The organism is Streptomyces sp. NBC_00258 (genome assembly GCF_036182465.1).
In the GTDB taxonomy this organism is placed as follows: Bacteria; Actinomycetota; Actinomycetes; order Streptomycetales; family Streptomycetaceae; genus Streptomyces.
In genome coordinates this window covers 5,668,423-5,685,366 of record NZ_CP108081.1, presented here as the reverse complement: position 1 = coordinate 5,685,366, position 16,944 = coordinate 5,668,423, and the positions used below count along the sequence as shown (strand labels likewise).

Sequence of the window (16,944 nt, the reverse complement as noted above, 5' to 3'; positions counted from 1 at the left end):
GGACGTCATGGCTTCGGCGGAAGGACACGCGAAGTGCGATCCCCCCGGCACGTCCGAACTTCCAAGCACAGCGCACAGCACGGTTCACAGCACGGCGCACAGCATGGCTCCCAGCACGTCGGCACCACCGTTCCCGCGGATCCCTCCCGCAAGCTGTCCGTCGCTCTGGCCTGCGCCGACGGCGACTGGCCGCACGAGGACTGGCCGGCCCCGGACGATCCGTACGTGGGCCGGGTGCTGCGCTTGTCCCCGCCGTACCGCGCGCTCCGGGAACCTTCGTCGGAGGGCGCGGTGGACGTCGTCGTTCTCCGGTGCGAGGACCCGTCGACCGCCTTCGCCGGGCTGTTGAAGGGCATGGGTGCGATGAGCGCCCCGGTGATCGTCCTCAGCCCGCGACGGGACACGGAGACGGTGGTCGAGGTGTTCCGGGGCGGCGCGGGTTATCTGGTCGAGGGCGACTACTGCACCCACATGCTGTCCTCGGCGGTGATGGCCGCCACGGTCGGCCACACCTACCTCTCGCCGACCGCGTGCGCCGCCCTGCGCGACGCGGCCCGGCGGATACCGGGCGGCGGGGAGGCGACGGAGCGGATGCGCGCCCTGCTCTCGCCCCGGGAGCGGGAGATCATGGAACTGCTCTCGACCGGCCTGGGCGCACAGGAGATCGGCCTGCGATTAGGGCTGAGCGAGAAGACCGTCCGCAACAACCTCAGCAACATCTACGCCAAGCTGGACGCCCGCGGCGGCACTGACGCGGTGCTGCGGTGGCTCGGGGCCCCGTACAGCGACACCCAGGGCACCCTGGGATCGGCCGCACGCTGAGGCGGCGGGCGGCACGGCAGATGTCCGTGGCGCCGCGGCACGGAGAAGCCCCCGCGTGAATCGCGGGGGCCGTTCGTGCCTTGTTACCGGTGCCGTTGCCGTACTTCACCGCGGTCGCTCCCGATTACGGCGGGCGCTTCCGCTGTACGGCTGTCGCTGCCGCCTACGGCGCCGGGATCTCGGACAGCGGGATCTCGACGTCCGAGACGTTCGTGCCGCCCTCTTCGAATCCGGGTTCCGTGCGGATGCTGTTCGACGAGTTCTGGATTCCGCTCGCCTCGGGAGTTCCGCACTTCACGTTGCGCAGCCAGAGGCGGCCGTCGGGGGTGCCGTTCTTCAGGAGCTGCGGATAGAAGACGTGCACGCTCGTGCCGCCCTCGCTGGGGGAGAAGAACACCTTCTGGCCGTTCTGCTCCTCCTTGTACGTGGCCCTGAGGAATCCGCTCACGTCGGTGCGCTTCTCGGACCACATGAAGAAGCCGAGGTGGTCGGCCTTCACGGTGTCGGTCCTCGAGAAGTCGAATCCGGTTCCGGTGTCGTCACGCTTGATGCTGAATTCCGTCGTGTTGAACTTGGCGCCTATCTCGAAGAACGAGTTGCCCAGCTTCGAGTCCGCGGCGGCCGTGAACCCGTCCTCAAGGGTGATGGACCTCGTCACCGATGCGGACACGCTGAAGTCCTTCGTGGCGGCGGTCGTGGATCCGCAGTTGTCCGTCACGGTCGAGACGCGCTTGTTCGCGCCCAGGCTGTTCCTCTTGACCTGGACGTCGACGAATTCACAGTTGTCCAGTTTCGCGGAGTCCTCCGCGCAGTCCTTGGACACCTCGGAGGGGGTGGCGGCACCCGCCTGGTTCATCAGCGGAACGGCCACCGCCGCGGCCACCACCGGGGCCAGCATGAGGGCGATGCGCTTCTTCTTGCTCCGGTGATGTCCCTTGCGGCCGGTGCGTGTCATGGTGCGTCTCCTTGGGGGGAAGTGTGGGGGAGGGTGCGTCGGTCGAGGGGGCCGTCAGCAGTCCGTCAGGACCGGCTTGGCCACCCCGTCCGCGATTCCGGGGGCGCCGGCGGCTCCGGCCAGGACGACCGGTCCCTCGATGACCTCGGGCGCCGCGAAGTTCCGCTCGGGGCTGGGATTGACGGCGAAGCTGCCCGGATCGGCGTCGATCCGTACGCGCCATTCACCCGTCATGCGCTGCATCTTCGGCGTGAACTCCATGTGCAGGACCTTGCCGACCGGGACTTCCCGCGTCTCCGTGTCGCCGGCCGTCACCGACTTGATGGTCAGGTCGGTCGTTCCCTTGTGCTTGAGCCAGGACCCGCTCAGAAAGCCGAAGAGGCCTCCGCCGGCGCCCTGTTGTGTCGCGGTGTACTTGCCCTCGCCCTGGCCGACGGTCGCTTTCCAGGTGATGCTGACCTTCGCCGGGTCGGTGGCGTTCGGCTCGCAGTTCGGGAAGTCGATCGAAGCCTTCTCCTTGGGTCCGTCGAAGGTCTCGAACTTGGTCTCGGCGAACTCGCAGTTGTCGGCCTGGAAACCGTCACCCAAGCCGCCCCCGAAGTCCCTCGTCGACCGCTTCACACCGTCGATCACCGCGGACCTCTCGCACATCCCCATGATCTGTTCCGGGGTCTTCTCCTCGGCCGCGTTCGCCGAGGGCAGCAGGGTGACGACCGCCACGCCGGTGGCGAGTGCGGACCCAATGGCGACGAGCCGGATCTTCTTGTTCTTCAAGGCCCTCTTGGCCATGACTTGCTCCGTCCTTGGGGGCTTCTTTGCCTTGCCGAGAAAGGATTATTGGTCCGCGTCAGCGGGCCCGACAGAGTCAAATGTCCCTACCGGTCGGTTACTTGACGTGTGCATTGCGACACACCCCGAAACCTTCGGCGGGCCTCTCGACCCCTTGCCTGACGATGCGTCAGATACGACCATGGGCATGCCCGTCATCTGTGTGACGGTGCGTCAGAAACGGTCCACACGTCCGCGTCTCCGAAGGAGAAACCCATGGGCAAGCTCGACGGGCGGGTCGTACTCGTCACCGGCGCCGCACGAGGCCAGGGCGAGCAGGAGGCGCGGCTCTTCGCGGCCGAGGGCGCCAGGGTCGTCGTCGCGGACGTGCTCGACGACCAGGGGGAGAAGCTGGCGAAGGAGCTGAGCGCGCTCTACGTCCACCTGGACGTGAGTCGTGAGGCCGACTGGACGTCCGCGGTGGCCGCCGCGAAGGAGGCGTACGGGAAGGTCGACGGGCTGGTGAACAACGCGGGCATCCTGCGCTTCAACTCCCTCGTCGACACGCCCCTCGACGAGTTCATGCAGGTCGTGCAGGTGAACCAGGTCGGTGTCTTCCTCGGCATCAAGACCCTGGCGCCCGAGATCGAGGCGGCCGGCGGTGGGACCATCGTCAACACCGCCTCGTACACCGGGGTCACCGGCATGGCGTACGTCGGCGCGTACAGCGCGACCAAGCACGCGATCGTCGGCCTCACGCGCGTGGCCGCGCTGGAACTGGCGCCCAAGGGCATCCGCGTCAACGCCGTCTGCCCTGGCGCCATCGACACCGCGATGAGCAACCCGGCCCTGCTCGACCCGGCGGCGGACGCCGAGGCGTCCTCGGCCGGTGTCGAACGGCTCTACCGCAAGCTCGTGCCGATGGGCCGGATCGGGAAGCCCGAGGAGGTGGCCCGGCTCGCCCTCTTCCTCTCCTCGGAGGACTCCTCGTACATCACCGGCCAGCCGTTCGTGATCGACGGGGGCTGGCTGGCGGGTGTGAGTGTCATGTGACGGCCCATCAGGTATTGACGCCTCGCGGGCGCGGTGCAACAGTCGGCGGCAGGTGAATCTGACGGTGCGTCAGGTTCGGCAGGGTGACGGACAGGGGACGGTGAACCTCCTTGGAATTCGGGCTCTTTGTACAGGGATACGTGGGCAAGCGGGCCGAGACCGATCCGCTCGCGGAGCACAAGGCGCTGATGGAGGAGACCGAGTACGTCATCCAGGCGGACAAGTCCGGCTTCAAGTACGCGTGGGCGTCCGAGCACCACTTCCTGGAGGAGTACTCCCACCTCTCGGCGAACGACGTCTTTCTCGGCTATCTCGCGCACGCGACGGAGCGGATCCACCTCGGGTCGGGCATCTTCAACCCGCTCGCCCAGGTCAACCACCCCGTGAAAGTCGCCGAGAAGGTCGCCATGCTCGACCATCTCACCGAGAACCGCTTCGAGTTCGGCAGCGGACGCGGGGCCGGCTCGCACGAGATCCTCGGCTTCCTCCCCGGCATCACCGACATGAACTACACCAAGGAGATCTGGGAAGAGACCATCGCCGAGTTCCCGAAGATGTGGCTCCAGGACGAGTACGTCGGATTCAAGGGCAAGCACTGGCAGCTCCCTCCGCGCAAGGTCCTGCCCAAGCCGTACGGGAAGTCGCACCCCGCGATGTGGTACGCCGCCGGGTCGCCGCCCTCGTACTCCATGGCCGCCCGCAAGGGGCTCGGGGTGCTCGGCTTCAGCGTGCAGAAGGTCTCCGACATGGAGTGGGTCCTTGAGCAGTACAAGACCGCCGTCGTGGAGGCGGAGCCGATCGGGGACTTCGTCAACGACAACGTGATGGTGACGACGACCGCGATCTGCGCGCCCACGCACGACGAGGCGATCCGGATCGCCGTGAGCGGCGGCCTGCACTATCTGCCGTCGCTGGTGTTCCGGTACCACGACACGTTCCCGCGGCCCGAGGGGTTCCCCGTGTGGCCGGAGACGCTGCCCGAGTACAACGAGGAGTTCATCGAACTGCTCATCTCCGAGGAGCTGTTGATCTGCGGCGACCCGGACGAGGTGCTCACGCAGTGCAAGCGGTGGGAGCAGGCCGGGGCCGACCAGCTCAGTTTCGGGTTGCCGGTCGGTGTGCCCAAGAAGGAGACGCTCCAGACGATCAAGCTGATCGGGGAGCACGTGATTCCGAAGATCGACACGGATCCCGTCCATCGGACGACGCGGTTCCGCGGGGCGGTCTGAGGTTCGTCGGCGGGTGCGGGTTGCACGTGGCTGGTCGCGCAGTTCCCCGCGCCCCTGAGTAGGTCGTGGCTCGGTATGCCAGAAGGCTCAGGGAGAGAAGGGTTTCGTCGTGCTTGACCATCTGATCAAAGGCGTGACCGTCGTCGATGGGTCGGGTGGGCCCGCCTTTATCGCCGATGTGGGGATACGGGACGGGCGGATCGCCGTGATCGGCGGCCAGGTCACCGAGGAGGCGCGTACGAGTGAGGACGCGAGTGGGCTCGTACTCGCGCCCGGGTTCGTCGATCCCCACACCCACTACGACGCGCAGCTCTTCTGGGACCCGTATGCCACGCCCTCCCTCAACCACGGGGTGACGACGGTCGCCGGGGGCAACTGCGGGTTCACGCTCGCGCCCTTGAACCCGTCGCGGCCCGAGGACGCCGACTACACGCGGCGGATGATGTCCAAGGTCGAGGGGATGTCGCTGGTCGCGCTGGAGGAGGGTGCGCCGTGGAGCTGGCATTCCTTCGGGGAGTATCTCGATGCTCTGGAGGGGCGGATCGCGGTCAACGCGGGCTTCATGGTGGGGCACTGTGCGCTCAGGCGGTATGTGATGGGGCCGGAGGCCGTCGGCGGGCAGCCCTCGCCCGAGCAGCTGGAGCAGATGCTGGCGCTCTTCCACGAGGCGATGGAGTCCGGTGCCTGGGGGCTCTCCACCACGCAGTCGTCCACCCACTCCGACGGTGACGGCGAGCCCGTCGCCTCGCGGCACGCCAGGCCGGCCGAACTGCTCGCCCTCTCCCAGGCGGTGGGCGATCACGAGGGCACGCAGATCGAGGCCATCGTGGCGGGCTGTCTCGACCAGTTCAGCGACGACGAGATCGATCTGTTCGTGGAGATGAGCGCGGCGGCGGGCCGACCGCTGAACTGGAACGTGCTGACGATCGACGCGTCCGTCCCCGAGCGCGTCCCGCGTCAGCTGGCGGCAAGTGAGCGGGCCCGTAAGGCCGGTGGGCGGATCGTGGCGCTGACGATGCCGATCCTCACGCCGATGAACATGTCGCTGGGGACCTTCTGCGCGCTGAACCTGATACCCGGGTGGGGCGAGGTGCTCGGCCTTCCCGTGCCCGAGCGGATCGAGAAACTCCGGGACCCCGTGATCCGTCGCGAAATGCTGCGGCGGGCCGACTCCAAGGAGGCCGGTGTCTTCCGGCGCCTCGCCGACTTCGGGCGGTACGTCATCGGGGACACCTACAGCGCGGAGAACGAGGGGCTCACCGGACGGGTCGTACGGGACATCGCGGCCGAGCGTGGCCAGGAACCCTTCGAGTGCATCGTCGAGATCTGCGCCAACGACGGTATGCGTACGGTCCTTTGGCCCATGCCGACCGACAACGACCCCGACTCGTGGGCGCTGCGCCAGGAGACGTGGCGGCACGAGGACGTGATGCTCGGCGGCTCGGACGCGGGCGCCCATCTGGACCGGATGTGCGGGGCGCCGTACACGACCCGTTTCATCGGGGACTGTCTGCGGGGCCGGAAGCTGACGACCCTGGAGCAGGCGGTGAAGATGCTCACGGACGACCCGGCGAAGCTCTTCGGGCTGCGTGAGCGCGGACGGATAGCGGAGGGCTTCCATGCGGACCTCGTGCTCTTCGACCCGGACCGGATCGACGCCGGCAAGGCCACCCTGGTGCACGACCTGCCGGGAGACAGCCCGCGCCTCGACTCGAAGGCGATCGGCATAACGGCCGTATGGGTCAACGGAGTCGAGGCGATACGGGGCGACGTGGTGACCGGTGCCGTACCGGGCAAGGTGCTGCGGTCGGGCCGGGACACGCGAACGGTGAGCACGAAGTGACGCGACGGCGCCGGGCGTTGGGGGACAGGTGACGGACGGGCAGCGGCTGTTCATCGGCGGCTCGTGGGTGGAGCCGGACGGCGGCCACTACGAGGTGATCGACCCGGCGACCGAGGGTGTCGTCGGACTGGCTCCGGAGGCCTCGCGGGATCAGGTGCACGCTGCGGCCGCGGCGGCTCGCGAGGCCTTCCGGGCATGGTCGCGCACGGCACCCGAGGAGCGGGCCGCGGTCCTGCACCGGGCGGCCGAGGAGATCCGGCGCAACATCGTCCCGTACGCCGAGCTGGCCCAGGCCGAGACCGGGGCCACGACCGGCACCGCCCGCGCGATGCAGGTGGGTGTCGGGGCGGCCCGTTTCCAGCGGTACGCGCGCGTGGAGCCCGTCGAGGAGCCGCTGGCCCCGCAGATCAACGAGGCGGGCCCGTTCGGCAAGGCGGCCGTGATGGGCGCCCTCGCCGTACGCCAGCCGGTGGGCGTGGTCACCTGCATCACCTCGTACAACAACCCCTGGGCGAACCCGGCCGGCAAGATCGCCCCGGCACTCGCGATGGGCAACACGGTCGTCGTGAAGCCCGCCCCGCAGGATCCGCTCTCCGTGTACCGGATGGCTCAGGCGCTGGAGGCGGCGGGTGTGCCGCCGGGGGTCGTGAACGTCGTCGGCGGTTCGCGCGCGGAGGTCGGTGAGGCGGCCGTCGACTCGGACGACGTCGACATGGTGAGCTTCACCGGCTCGACCGCCGTCGGACGGCGTATCGCCGAGGTCTGCGGGCGCGGTATGAAGCGCCAGCTGATGGAACTGGGCGGGAAGGGCGCGGCGGTCGTCTTCGAGGACGCGGACCTGGAGTCCGCGGTCCGGGGAATCGGGACCACCTTCTCGTTCTACAGCGGACAGATCTGCACGGCCCCGACGAGGGTGCTCGCGCAGCGGACGGTGTACGACCGGCTGGTGTCCCAACTGGCTTCCTACATCGGCTATTTGAAGGTGGGGGACCCGCGGGCCGAGGGCACGGTCGTCGGTCCGGTGATCTCCGCGGCCCACCGGGACCGGATCGAGTCGTACGTCGAACTGGGCCGCAAGGAGGGGGCGCGGGTGGTCGCGGGCGGTGAACGGCCGCCGTCCGACCGGGGTTTCTACGTCGCCCCGACGCTCCTCGCCGACTGCACGCCCGACATGCGGGTCGTCCGCGAGGAGATCTTCGGCCCGGTCGTCGTGGTCCTCCCCTTCGACGACGAGGAGGAGGCCGTCGAGCTCGCCAACGACAGCGACTACGGCCTCATCGACTACGTCTGGTCCGGCGACGTCGCCCGCGCCTTCCGCGTGGCCCGGCAGCTGCGGGCCGGCGGCGTCGGCGTCAACACGGTCGGGCGCAACATGGAGGCTCCGTTCGGCGGCTTCAAACAGAGCGGGGTGGGCCGCGACGTCGGCTCGTACGCCCTGCACGCGTACTCGGAACTCCAGTCACTGGTGTGGCCGGGCTGACCCGATCTCGCCCCCGCCGCCCCTACCCATTCCCGTCACCACTCGGGGGCTCCGCCCCCGAACCCCCGCTCCTCAAACGCCGGAGAGGCTGACTACCAGCCCGTCCGGCGTTTGAGGACGAGGCCGTTCAGGCCGATAGGGGGGTCTGGGGGCGGAGCCCCCAGGGACGGGACGGGTAGGGGCGGCGGGGGCGAGATCTCGTCCGGACCACGACACCGTAGCGACGTTACGGTCGAGGGTAGCGTCGCTACGGAATCGGTGTTAGCGTTGTTTCTGTCGGGGAGTGAAACCCGCTCCCCCCGCCACGACAGGAGCACCGTCATGAGCGACCAGCCCACAACCACCCCCACCCGCGTCGCGATCGTCACCGGCGGATCCCGCGGTATCGGCCGCGAGACCGCGGAGCGCCTCGCCACCGACGGCTTCGCGGTCGTCGTGAACTTCGCGGGGAACCAGGCCGAGGCGGACAAGACCGTCGCAGCGATCACCGAGGCGGGCGGCCAGGCGCTCGCCTTCCGGGCCGACGTGGCGGACGAGACCGAGGTGGCGGCACTCTTCGACGCCGCGGAGTCGACGTACGGCGGAGTCGACGTGGTCGTCCACGCGGCCGGCGTCATGACACTGGCCCCGCTCGCCGACTTCGACCTCGACGCCCTCGACCGGATGCACCGCACGAACATCCGCGGCACGTTCGTCGTCGACCAGCAGGCCGTGCGCCGGCTGCGCGAGGGCGGCGCGGTCGTCAACTTCTCCAGCTCCGTGCTGGCCCTCGCCATCCCCGGCTACAGCGCGTACGCCGCGAGCAAGGGCGCCGTCGAGGCCATGACGCTGATCCTGGCCCGCGAGGTGCGCGGCCGGGACATCACGGTGAACGCGGTGGCCCCCGGCCCGACCGCCACCGCCCTGTTCCTGGACGGCAAGGACGAGGAGACCATCGCGCGGATGGCCGCCCAGCCGCCGCTGGAGCGCCTCGGCACCCCGGAGGACATCGCCGGAGTCGTGTCCTTCCTCGCCGGCCCGGCCGGCCGCTGGGTCAACGGCCAGGTGCTCCGCGCCAACGGCGGTATCGCGTAAGCCCCTCCTTCTTCTCTCTCCTTTCCCCCTTTCTTCCCTCTCTCCTCAGGAGTTCCGTCATGGGCAAGACGATCGTCATCACGGGCGCGGGTTCGGGATTCGGCGCGCTCGCCGCACGCGCACTGGCCGACGCGGGTCATACGGTCTACGCGGCGATGCGCGACACGGCAGGGCGCAACGCGAGCCGGGTCGCGGAGGCCGAGGCGTACGCGGCCGAGCATCAAGTCGACCTGCGGACGGTCGAGTTGGACGTCCTCTCCCAGGAGTCCGCGGACGCCGCCGTCGCCACGGTCCTGTCCGGGGCCGGCGCGCTGGACGTGGTCGTCCACAACGCGGGCCACATGGTGACCGGCCCGACCGAGGCCTTCACGCCCGAGGAACTGGCCGCGGTGTACGACACGAACGTGCTGGGCACCCAGCGGGTCAACCGCGCCGCGCTGCCCCACCTGCGGGCCCAGGAGCACGGCCTGGTGCTCTGGATCGGCTCGACCTCGACCCGGGGCGGCACCCCGCCCTACCTCGCGCCGTACTTCGCCGCGAAGGCCGCGATGGACGCGCTCGCGGTGTCGTACGCGGCCGAGCTGGCCCGCTTCGGCATAGAGACGACCATCGTCGTGCCGGGCGCCTTCACCTCGGGCACGAACCACTTCGCGACCGGCGGCCACCCCGCCGAGCAGGCGGTCCTGCCCGCGTACGAGGAGCGGTACGCGGGCCTGATGGACCAGGTCGCCCAGCGTCTCGCCGCCCTCGCGCCCGCCGACGCCCCCGCTTCCCTGGTGGCCGACGCGATCGTCGAGGTCGTCGGCACCCCGTCCGGCGAGCGGCCCTTCCGGGTCCACGTCGACCCGGCGAACGACGGGTCGGAGGAGGTCAGCCGGGTCGCGGACCGCATCCGCGCCGAGTTCCTGACCCGCATAGGCCTGGACGACCTCCTCGCCCCGCACAGGGCGGCCGCGTGAGAGGGGGCCGCACGGCCCCGGGGGACCAGGTGTCCTCCGGCGGTGCCCCTTCGGTTAGCGTCGCTCCCGTGAGTACGAAAGCGCGGATTCTCGAAGTGGCGGCGGCCCTCGTCGCCGAGTCGCCGGACGGGGACGTCTCGACCCGGGCGGTGTGCGAGGCGGCAGGGGTGGGCGCTCCCGCCCTCTACCGCCACTTCGGGGACAAGGAGGGCCTCCTGTCGGCGGTCGTCGACCACGGCTGGGACAGGTACCTCGCGACCAAGCGCGACCGAGCCCCCGGCACGGACCCCGTCCAGGACCTGAGGGACGGCTGGGACACCCACGTCGAGTTCGCCCTGCACAACCCGAACCTGTACCGCCTGATGAACTCCCCGGCGATGCGTACGCCCCCGGCGGCGGCCCTGGAGTCCCACCGCATCCTCACGGCGGACCTCCAACGGGCCGCGGAACACGGCAAGTTGCGCCTCGCCCCCGAGCTGGCCGCCCAGATCATCATGTCCGCCAACGTCGGCGTGGCCCTGATGCTGGTCTCCCGCCCGGCGACGTTCACCGACGTGTCGGTGTCCCGCCGGGTACGGGACGCGGTGCACACCATGGTCTTCACACCGGACGTGATGGCCTCGCCAGGGACAGGGACAGGGACAGGGACGCCGGGAACACCGGCGGCGGAGGCGTCGGGAACGGCAGAGGCCGCGGACGAGTCCCGCCTCCCCGCCACAGCGGCCCGTCTGAACGCCCTCCTGCGCCAGGCCCCGGCCCCGGTCCTCAGCCCCGCCGAGGACGCCCTCCTCACGGAGTGGCTGAACCGCCTCTCGAACGCGCCCCGGAGTTAGGCAGCTCTCCTCTCCCTTCTTCTTCTCCTCTCCCTGCCGGACCCGACGACCTTCGCCGGAACTCCGGGTCGACCTTCGAACTCGGTCACAAATTCGGCGCCGCCGTGTTTGAATTTCCAGTCCGCACGATCTTGGCGGGCAGGGGACGACCTTTGGGCTGCCACCGCTGGTCGGCGCATCGGTTTCAGGGAATCAGGGGACGGGGCCGATGAACCACGCGACTGAGGTGTTCCAGCCGTTGCAGGCGGACGATCCGCCCACGGTGGCCGGCTACCGCCTGGCCGCCCGGCTCGGCGCGGGAGGCATGGGCCGGGTCTACCTGTCGCACACCCAGGGCGGCCGACCGGTGGCGATCAAGGTGATCCGGCCGGAGCTGGCCGACGACCCGATCTTCCGGCGGGGGTTCCGCAGGGAGATAAAGGCGGCCCAGCGGGTCCGGGGCGCGTACACCGCGGAGCTGATCGACGGCGACGCGGACGGTGTACCGCCCTGGCTGGCCACGCTGTACGTGCCCGGCCCCTCGCTGGCGGACGCTGTCGCCCGGCGCGGACCCCTGCCGGTGCCCGCGGTGCTGTGGCTGATGGCGGGAGTGGCCGAGGCCCTGCAGGCCATCCATGCCGCGGGAATCGTGCACCGGGATCTGAAGCCGTCGAACGTGCTGCTGGCCGCCGACGGACCGCGGGTGATCGACTTCGGCATCTCGCTGGCCTCCGGCATCACCTCGCACACGGCCACGGGAGCCACCGTCGGCACGCCCCAGTTCATGGCTCCCGAGCAGGCGTCCGGGGGCGAGGTCACGGCGGCGACCGACGTGTTCGCACTCGGCCAGACAGCGGCGTTCGCGGCACTGGGCGAGCCGCTGTACGGGGAGGGCAACTCGGTCGGCGTGCTGTACCGGATCGTGCACTCGGAACCCGACCTGTCCGTGTTGCCCGCGCAGCTCCGTCCGCTGATGGCCCGGTGCCTCGCGGCCGATCCGGGGGAGCGGGCCACTCCGGCGGAGATCGTCGAGTGGTGCCGGCAGCGGCTGGGTGGGGATGCCGACGCCGGCGCGGGGTCGGCCGTCTGGCGGCAGGTCATGGGACCGGAGGTGACGGTTCCGTCCCCGGTTCCCCACCCGACCCCGGTGTACGCGATGCCGTTGCTCCAGCAGCCGCAACTGCAGTGGCGTCCGCAGCCGACGGTGCCGGACGAGCGGCGGGCCGGTCGGCGGCGTACCAGGATGCTTGCGGTCGTTGTGATGGTGAGTTCGTTGCTGTCGGTGGGCGTGGCATGGACGAACCTGAACATGTCGGACCGGCTCCGCGACCGGAACGCGTCCGAGTCCTCGACGTCCGGTCAGGAGTCCTCGGCACGGTCGTCGGCTTCCTCATCGACGTCCGGGGCGTCCTCGGGGTCGGGAGGCGGAGGCCGGCCATCAGGAGGCTCACGCCCCTCCTCGGCCGCGTCCAAGCCGCCGAAACCGATCGCGTACCCCTTGATGATGCTGAACGCGACGAAACCCCTGGACATGAAGGATCCCTACCGCTTCCTCAAGGACGCCGAAGACGTCAAGGACGACAGGAGTGCGAAGGAGCGCAAGGCGGACATCCGCTTCGTCTGCGGGCAGACCTGCGCGCTGGAGAGCGACACGAGTCTGGTCGACTGGGTGCCTTCCGAGAAGCCGGGCGCCACCCTGGAATCCTGTCGCGCAACCCTCGCCGACGCCGACCACAGGCTCCCGCTCGCCATTGTGGCGGCCGGCAGTGAGATCTGCTTCGAGCATCCCTCCGGAGACATCGCTCTGTTCGTGGTCGACGTGAAGTCGACCGCGCTGCCGGACAGTGGTTTCGTGTCCGGCGAGATGACGGTCTGGCGAGGGGCGGCCTAGGCGATTCCGTCCGGCCGCGCTCAGTCCGTCAGATCCACCCGCACGGTCAGCAGGTTCGTCCCGACCGCCCGGACCGCGGTGCTGTTCAGGCGAGGCAGGGACTTCAGGCGGGTGCGGGCGTCGTCCTTGTGCAGCAGGTGGGCGGTGCCGTGGTGCCACCGGCCCTTGTCGCGGACCCGGACGCTCGGGTTCGCCTGGATGTTCCTTACGTACTGGGACTTCTCGCCGTACTCGGACACGATCCAGAACTCCTGGCCGACCCGCCGCCCGCCGACCGGCGTCCGTCGCGGCAGCCCCGACTTGCGTCCCGTGGTCTCCAACAGCGTCTGGAACGGCAGCAGTCTGGACACCGGGTTCGCGACCCACCGCTGGATCTTCGTGATGACGCGGAACTTGGTCTCGTGGTAGCGCGACATGTCGTTGTCCGATCCTCGCCCTGGACGATGACGTAGCTGACGAAGCTGTCGGCCGAAGCCGTCGGTCGGTCGTGAGGATAGAGCCAGGCCGGCCGGCTCGGGCCGCCGGGGTGGCGGCAGCGCACGCTCTACGGGTTCAGGACGATCTTTCCGGCGACGGTGCCCGACTCGGCCAGGCGCAGGGCGTCGGCGATGCGGGAGAGTGGCAGCCGCGCGGCGATCTGGGGTGTGATCTCACCGCGCTGGAGGGCCTCCAGGACCTGGGTGAGGTCGGCGCGCAGCCGGGCCCGGAAACGGTTCCCGGTCAGGGCGCGCCCGGCCCAGAGGTTGAAGAAGTACGCGCGGCGGCCGTTGGGCAGCGCGTTCCACAGCCAGATCCGGCCGAGCAGTTTGAGTACGGGCAACTGCTTGGAGCCATCGTCGTCCCGGGTGGAGGCGGTGCCGTAGGAGACGAGCGTGCCGCCGGGCGCGAGCAGGCGCCAGGAGTCGACGAGGCCCCGGCCGCCGACGTGGTCGAAGACGGCGTCCACTCCACCGGGGGCGAGTTCACGGACCCGGGCGGGGATGTCCTCGGTGCGGTAGTCGACGGGGATGACGCCCAGGGCCCGCAGTGCGTCGTGGTGGCGCGCGGACGCCGTGCCGATGACCTTGACGCCCGCGGCCCGGGCGAACTGGACCAGGACCGAGCCGACGCCGCCGTTGGCGCCGAGCACCAGGACGGTCTGCCCGGCGCGGACGCGTGCCTTGCGGTGCAGCATCTGCCAGGCGGTGATGCCGTTGACCACCAGCGTCTCCGCCTCCGCCGCGCCGACCCCGTCGGGCACCGGCACCACGTCCGCCGCGTCGACGAGTACGTGGCTGGCCCAGCCGCCGACCTTGACCAGCGCGGCCACCCGGGTGCCGGCCAGGCCCGGCTCGACACCCTCACCGGTCGCCGCCACGGTCCCGACCAGGTCGTAGCCGGGCACGAAGGGGAACGGCGGCTGGTCGTAGTACCTGCCGCGGCGCATCTGCTGCTCGGCGAAGGAGACGCCGGTCGCCTCCATCCGGATCACGACCTGGCCGGGGCCCGCGGCGGGGACGGCTCCGTGCCGGATCTCCAGCCCCTCCGGCTCGACCTTGCCCGGCAGGACGACCTCGACGAGTGCTTCGGCGTTCATGGCTTCCTCCACTGCGCTCTGTGTTCGGGTTCCACGTGAGCTACTGGCTCTCGCTTCTGTTAGAAGTTATAACTCCGCGAGAAAGGTGACGTCAAGAGGTTCAGTGATAGCCTCTAACTAAATCTTGAGCATGTATCCATCGGGTGCCCCCACGGGTACGGAAGGCGGCAGGTCATGGCGGAGACCGGTACGACGACCCCGCGGGAGCGCTACCGCACCCAGGTGCGTACGGAGATCAAGGAACGCGCGTGGGAGCAGATCGCCACGGCGGGCGCGACCGCGCTCTCCCTCAACGCGATCGCCAAGCAGATGGGCATGAGCGGCCCCGCGCTCTACCGGTACTTCGCCGGCCGCGACGAGCTGATCACCGAGCTGATCAGGGACGCGTACGGCAGCCTCGCCGACAACCTCAAGGCGACCGCCGAATCCGGCGCCGGCCTCACCGCGCTCGCGCACGCCCTGCGCGAGTGGGCCCTCGCGGACCCCCACCGCTACTTCCTCATCTACGGCACGCCCGTACCCGGCTACCACGCGCCGGACGACGTCACCGGAATCGCGCAGGACATCATGGTGACCCTGCTCGACGCCTGCGCCGCACTGCCCTCGGACGGTCCCGCGACGCCGTTCGACACCCACCTCGAAAGCCACCGCCAGTGGGCGGCCGGCCACCCCGCCCCGCCCGCGGCCCTCCACCGGGGCCTGGCCTTCTGGACCCGGCTGCACGGCGTTCTGTCGCTGGAACTCGCCGGTCACTTCACCGGGATGCGCTTCGACCCCGCGCTGCTGTACGAGGCCGAACTGGACGACCTGCTCAGGCACTGACCACGCCGTGCCGGGCCGGCGCAGGCTCCTCTCCCGCGATGCCGCCGGTTCGGGAAACCGCCGTGCGCAGAGGCCGGGTGGCCGGATGGGCGGGTCGGCGCGGATTCGCGAGGCTCTTTCCCATGATGAAGAAGAGCAAGCGAAACATCGCCCTGACCGCCGTCTCCGGCGTGGTGCTCGGGCTCACCCTGCCGCTCACCGCGACCGCTTCGACCGCCCCGACTGCCGTACGGGCCAAGCCCCTCGACTGGGCGAAGTGCGAGGGGAGCGGGTTCGGCCCGCGGCAGGAGTGCGCGACCGTCGACGTGCCCATGGACCACGCCCACCCCGAGGGCGAGAAGATCGGCATCGCGGTCTCCCGCATCCGGAGCGAGAAGCCGGCCGTACGCCGCGGGGTCCTGCTGCTGATACCCGGAGGTCCCGGTGGCAGCAGCCTCGAAGAACAGTCGGCGAAGGCGCGGACGCTGCCACGGGAGGTGCGGGAGAAGTACGACCTGGTCGTGTTCGATCCCCGGGGCAACGGGCGTTCCACGCCGGTGAGTTGTGGGTTCGAGGGGCGGGACCTGGCCGCGTCCGTGTTCCGGCCGTGGCCCGTCGGCCCGGACGGGTCCGTCGCCGGGAACATGACCGCCGCCCGGCGGATGGCCGCTGCCTGCGAGCGCAACGGCGGGGAGCTGATGCGGCACATCGACACCGTCGCCAACGCGCATGACGTCGACCGCATCCGGGCGGCGCTCGGCGAGCGGAAGCTGTCCGCCTGGGGTGTCTCATACGGCTCGTATCTCGGCGCCGTCTACAGCCAGTTGTTCCCGCACCGCACCGACCGGTTCGTGCTGGACAGCAATCTGGACGCCAACGCGGACTCCCATGACGGCCTCGTCTCCCGTGGCTTGTGGGCCGGGTTCGAGAAGGGCGTCGAGGACGTCTTCCCCGAGTTCGCCAAGTGGGCCTCGGCGCCCGGGAATCCGTACCGGCTGGCCGGCACGGCGGCCGAGGTGCGGCCGATGTTCCTGCGGCTCGCCGCACGCCTCGACCGCGAGCCCATCCCCTGGCCCGGCGCCAATCCGGCCGAGCTGAACGGCAACGTGCTGCGGCAGAGCCTGATCGACGCGTTCTACGACCCCGAAGGGTTCCCGGCGGCCGCCCAGTTGATCCTCGCCGCCCGGAAGGGCACCGTCCCGCCCGCGCCCGAGCCGCCCCCGGAGGCGCTGCTGCAGAACGGCCTCGCCGTCGCCTCCGCGACCTTCTGCAACGAGGGGAAGTGGCCCGCGTCGGCCGCCCGCTACCAGAAGGAGGTCGACGAGAGCCGCGCCAAGTACCCGCTGACCGCCGGAATGCCGAGGAACGCGACCCTCTGCGCCGCCTGGCCGTATCCGCAGAAGCAGGACTCGGTACGGATCACCGACCGCGGACCCTCCACCATCCTCATGGTCCAGAACGAGCGCGACCCCGCCGCCCCCCTCGCCGGCGCCCGCGAACTCCGCGCGGCCCTCGGCAAGCGCGCCGTCATGGTGACCGTGGACTCCACCGGACACGACGCCTACCTCGGCAACGGCAACGCCTGCGGGGACGCGACCGTCACCCGCTACCTGGCCACGGGGGAACGGCCCGCCAGGGACACGTACTGCCGATAGGCGCAGGACCGGCAGCAGGCACAGGA

General features: G+C 70.1%; 15 protein-coding genes. 11 read left to right on the top strand and 4 right to left on the bottom strand.

Annotation, left to right across the window (positions count from 1 at the left end):
- Positions 1 to 33: 33 nt before the first annotated feature.
- The gene (locus OG718_RS25155; RefSeq protein WP_143639858.1) at positions 34 to 822 is read left to right on the top strand and encodes a response regulator transcription factor; all 789 of its coding nucleotides are present in this window, start codon (positions 34 to 36) and stop codon (positions 820 to 822) included.
- Between the two features lie 163 nt (positions 823 to 985).
- Here OG718_RS25155 and OG718_RS25150 read toward each other — a convergent pair whose 3' ends face one another.
- Positions 986 to 1,777, bottom strand: coding sequence for a hypothetical protein (locus OG718_RS25150; RefSeq protein ID WP_143639860.1), 792 nt, complete (start codon positions 1,775 to 1,777; stop codon positions 986 to 988).
- 54 nt (positions 1,778 to 1,831) lie between these two features.
- Positions 1,832 to 2,566: a hypothetical protein gene (locus OG718_RS25145; RefSeq protein ID WP_143639861.1), complete on the bottom strand. Its 735-nt coding sequence runs from the start codon at positions 2,564 to 2,566 to the stop codon at positions 1,832 to 1,834.
- Between the two features lie 255 nt (positions 2,567 to 2,821).
- On the opposite strand from OG718_RS25145, the gene OG718_RS25140 reads away from it, so the two are divergent.
- From OG718_RS25140 to OG718_RS25105, 8 genes are all read left to right on the top strand, one after another.
- Positions 2,822 to 3,598: an SDR family NAD(P)-dependent oxidoreductase gene (locus OG718_RS25140; protein ID WP_328845235.1), complete on the top strand. Its 777-nt coding sequence runs from the start codon at positions 2,822 to 2,824 to the stop codon at positions 3,596 to 3,598.
- A 110-nt stretch (positions 3,599 to 3,708) separates the two neighbouring features.
- Positions 3,709 to 4,827 carry an LLM class flavin-dependent oxidoreductase gene (locus OG718_RS25135; protein WP_328845234.1) on the top strand — a complete coding sequence of 373 codons (1,119 nt, stop codon included), beginning with the start codon at positions 3,709 to 3,711 and terminating at the stop codon, positions 4,825 to 4,827.
- Positions 4,828 to 4,936: 109 nt separating this feature from the next.
- Positions 4,937 to 6,670 carry an N-acyl-D-amino-acid deacylase family protein gene (locus OG718_RS25130; protein ID WP_143639867.1) on the top strand — a complete coding sequence of 578 codons (1,734 nt, stop codon included), beginning with the start codon at positions 4,937 to 4,939 and terminating at the stop codon, positions 6,668 to 6,670.
- A gap of 28 nt (positions 6,671 to 6,698) precedes the next feature.
- The gene (locus OG718_RS25125; protein ID WP_328845233.1) at positions 6,699 to 8,150 is read left to right on the top strand and encodes an aldehyde dehydrogenase family protein; all 1,452 of its coding nucleotides are present in this window, start codon (positions 6,699 to 6,701) and stop codon (positions 8,148 to 8,150) included.
- Positions 8,151 to 8,471: 321 nt separating this feature from the next.
- A complete protein-coding gene (locus OG718_RS25120) occupies positions 8,472 to 9,224 on the top strand; it encodes an SDR family oxidoreductase (RefSeq protein WP_143639871.1) in 753 nt (250 codons plus the stop codon).
- Positions 9,225 to 9,283: 59 nt separating this feature from the next.
- Positions 9,284 to 10,183, top strand: a complete 900-nt coding sequence (locus OG718_RS25115) for an SDR family NAD(P)-dependent oxidoreductase (RefSeq protein WP_328845232.1) — start codon at positions 9,284 to 9,286, stop codon at positions 10,181 to 10,183.
- Positions 10,184 to 10,251: 68 nt separating this feature from the next.
- On the top strand, positions 10,252 to 11,016 hold the full coding sequence (locus OG718_RS25110) for a TetR/AcrR family transcriptional regulator (protein ID WP_328845231.1): 765 nt from the start codon (positions 10,252 to 10,254) through the stop codon (positions 11,014 to 11,016).
- Between the two features lie 208 nt (positions 11,017 to 11,224).
- A complete protein-coding gene (locus tag OG718_RS25105; protein WP_328845230.1) occupies positions 11,225 to 12,886 on the top strand; it encodes a serine/threonine-protein kinase in 1,662 nt (553 codons plus the stop codon).
- Between the two features lie 20 nt (positions 12,887 to 12,906).
- Here the strand turns inward: OG718_RS25105 and OG718_RS25100 are convergent, their stop codons facing one another.
- Together OG718_RS25100 and OG718_RS25095 are read right to left on the bottom strand one after the other, a co-directional pair.
- Entirely contained in the window at positions 12,907 to 13,302 is a 396-nt protein-coding gene (locus OG718_RS25100) for a nitroreductase/quinone reductase family protein (RefSeq protein ID WP_186001269.1), read from the bottom strand.
- Between the two features lie 128 nt (positions 13,303 to 13,430).
- Positions 13,431 to 14,462, bottom strand: coding sequence for a medium chain dehydrogenase/reductase family protein (locus OG718_RS25095; protein ID WP_328845229.1), 1,032 nt, complete (start codon positions 14,460 to 14,462; stop codon positions 13,431 to 13,433).
- Positions 14,463 to 14,636: 174 nt separating this feature from the next.
- On the opposite strand from OG718_RS25095, the gene OG718_RS25090 reads away from it, so the two are divergent.
- A complete protein-coding gene (locus OG718_RS25090) occupies positions 14,637 to 15,284 on the top strand; it encodes a TetR/AcrR family transcriptional regulator (RefSeq protein ID WP_328845228.1) in 648 nt (215 codons plus the stop codon).
- A 125-nt stretch (positions 15,285 to 15,409) separates the two neighbouring features.
- Complete coding sequence (locus OG718_RS25085) at positions 15,410 to 16,918, top strand: alpha/beta hydrolase (protein WP_328847828.1); 1,509 nt, start codon at positions 15,410 to 15,412, stop codon at positions 16,916 to 16,918.
- Positions 16,919 to 16,944: the final 26 nt, after the last annotated feature.

Excerpts from the sequence above, each read along its gene's own strand:
- OG718_RS25120 (WP_143639871.1), top strand. The coding sequence starts at position 8,472 with ATGAGCGACCAGCCCACAACCACCCCCACCCGCGTCGCGATCGTCACC.
- OG718_RS25150 (WP_143639860.1), bottom strand. The coding sequence starts at position 1,777 with ATGACACGCACCGGCCGCAAGGGACATCACCGGAGCAAGAAGAAGCGC.
- OG718_RS25105 (WP_328845230.1), top strand. The coding sequence starts at position 11,225 with ATGAACCACGCGACTGAGGTGTTCCAGCCGTTGCAGGCGGACGATCCG.
- OG718_RS25095 (WP_328845229.1), bottom strand. The coding sequence starts at position 14,462 with ATGAACGCCGAAGCACTCGTCGAGGTCGTCCTGCCGGGCAAGGTCGAG.
- OG718_RS25145 (WP_143639861.1), bottom strand. The coding sequence starts at position 2,566 with ATGGCCAAGAGGGCCTTGAAGAACAAGAAGATCCGGCTCGTCGCCATT.
- OG718_RS25140 (WP_328845235.1), top strand. The coding sequence starts at position 2,822 with ATGGGCAAGCTCGACGGGCGGGTCGTACTCGTCACCGGCGCCGCACGA.
- OG718_RS25115 (WP_328845232.1), top strand. The coding sequence starts at position 9,284 with ATGGGCAAGACGATCGTCATCACGGGCGCGGGTTCGGGATTCGGCGCG.
- OG718_RS25090 (WP_328845228.1), top strand. The coding sequence starts at position 14,637 with ATGGCGGAGACCGGTACGACGACCCCGCGGGAGCGCTACCGCACCCAG.
- OG718_RS25085 (WP_328847828.1), top strand. The coding sequence starts at position 15,410 with ATGAAGAAGAGCAAGCGAAACATCGCCCTGACCGCCGTCTCCGGCGTG.
- OG718_RS25100 (WP_186001269.1), bottom strand. The coding sequence starts at position 13,302 with ATGTCGCGCTACCACGAGACCAAGTTCCGCGTCATCACGAAGATCCAG.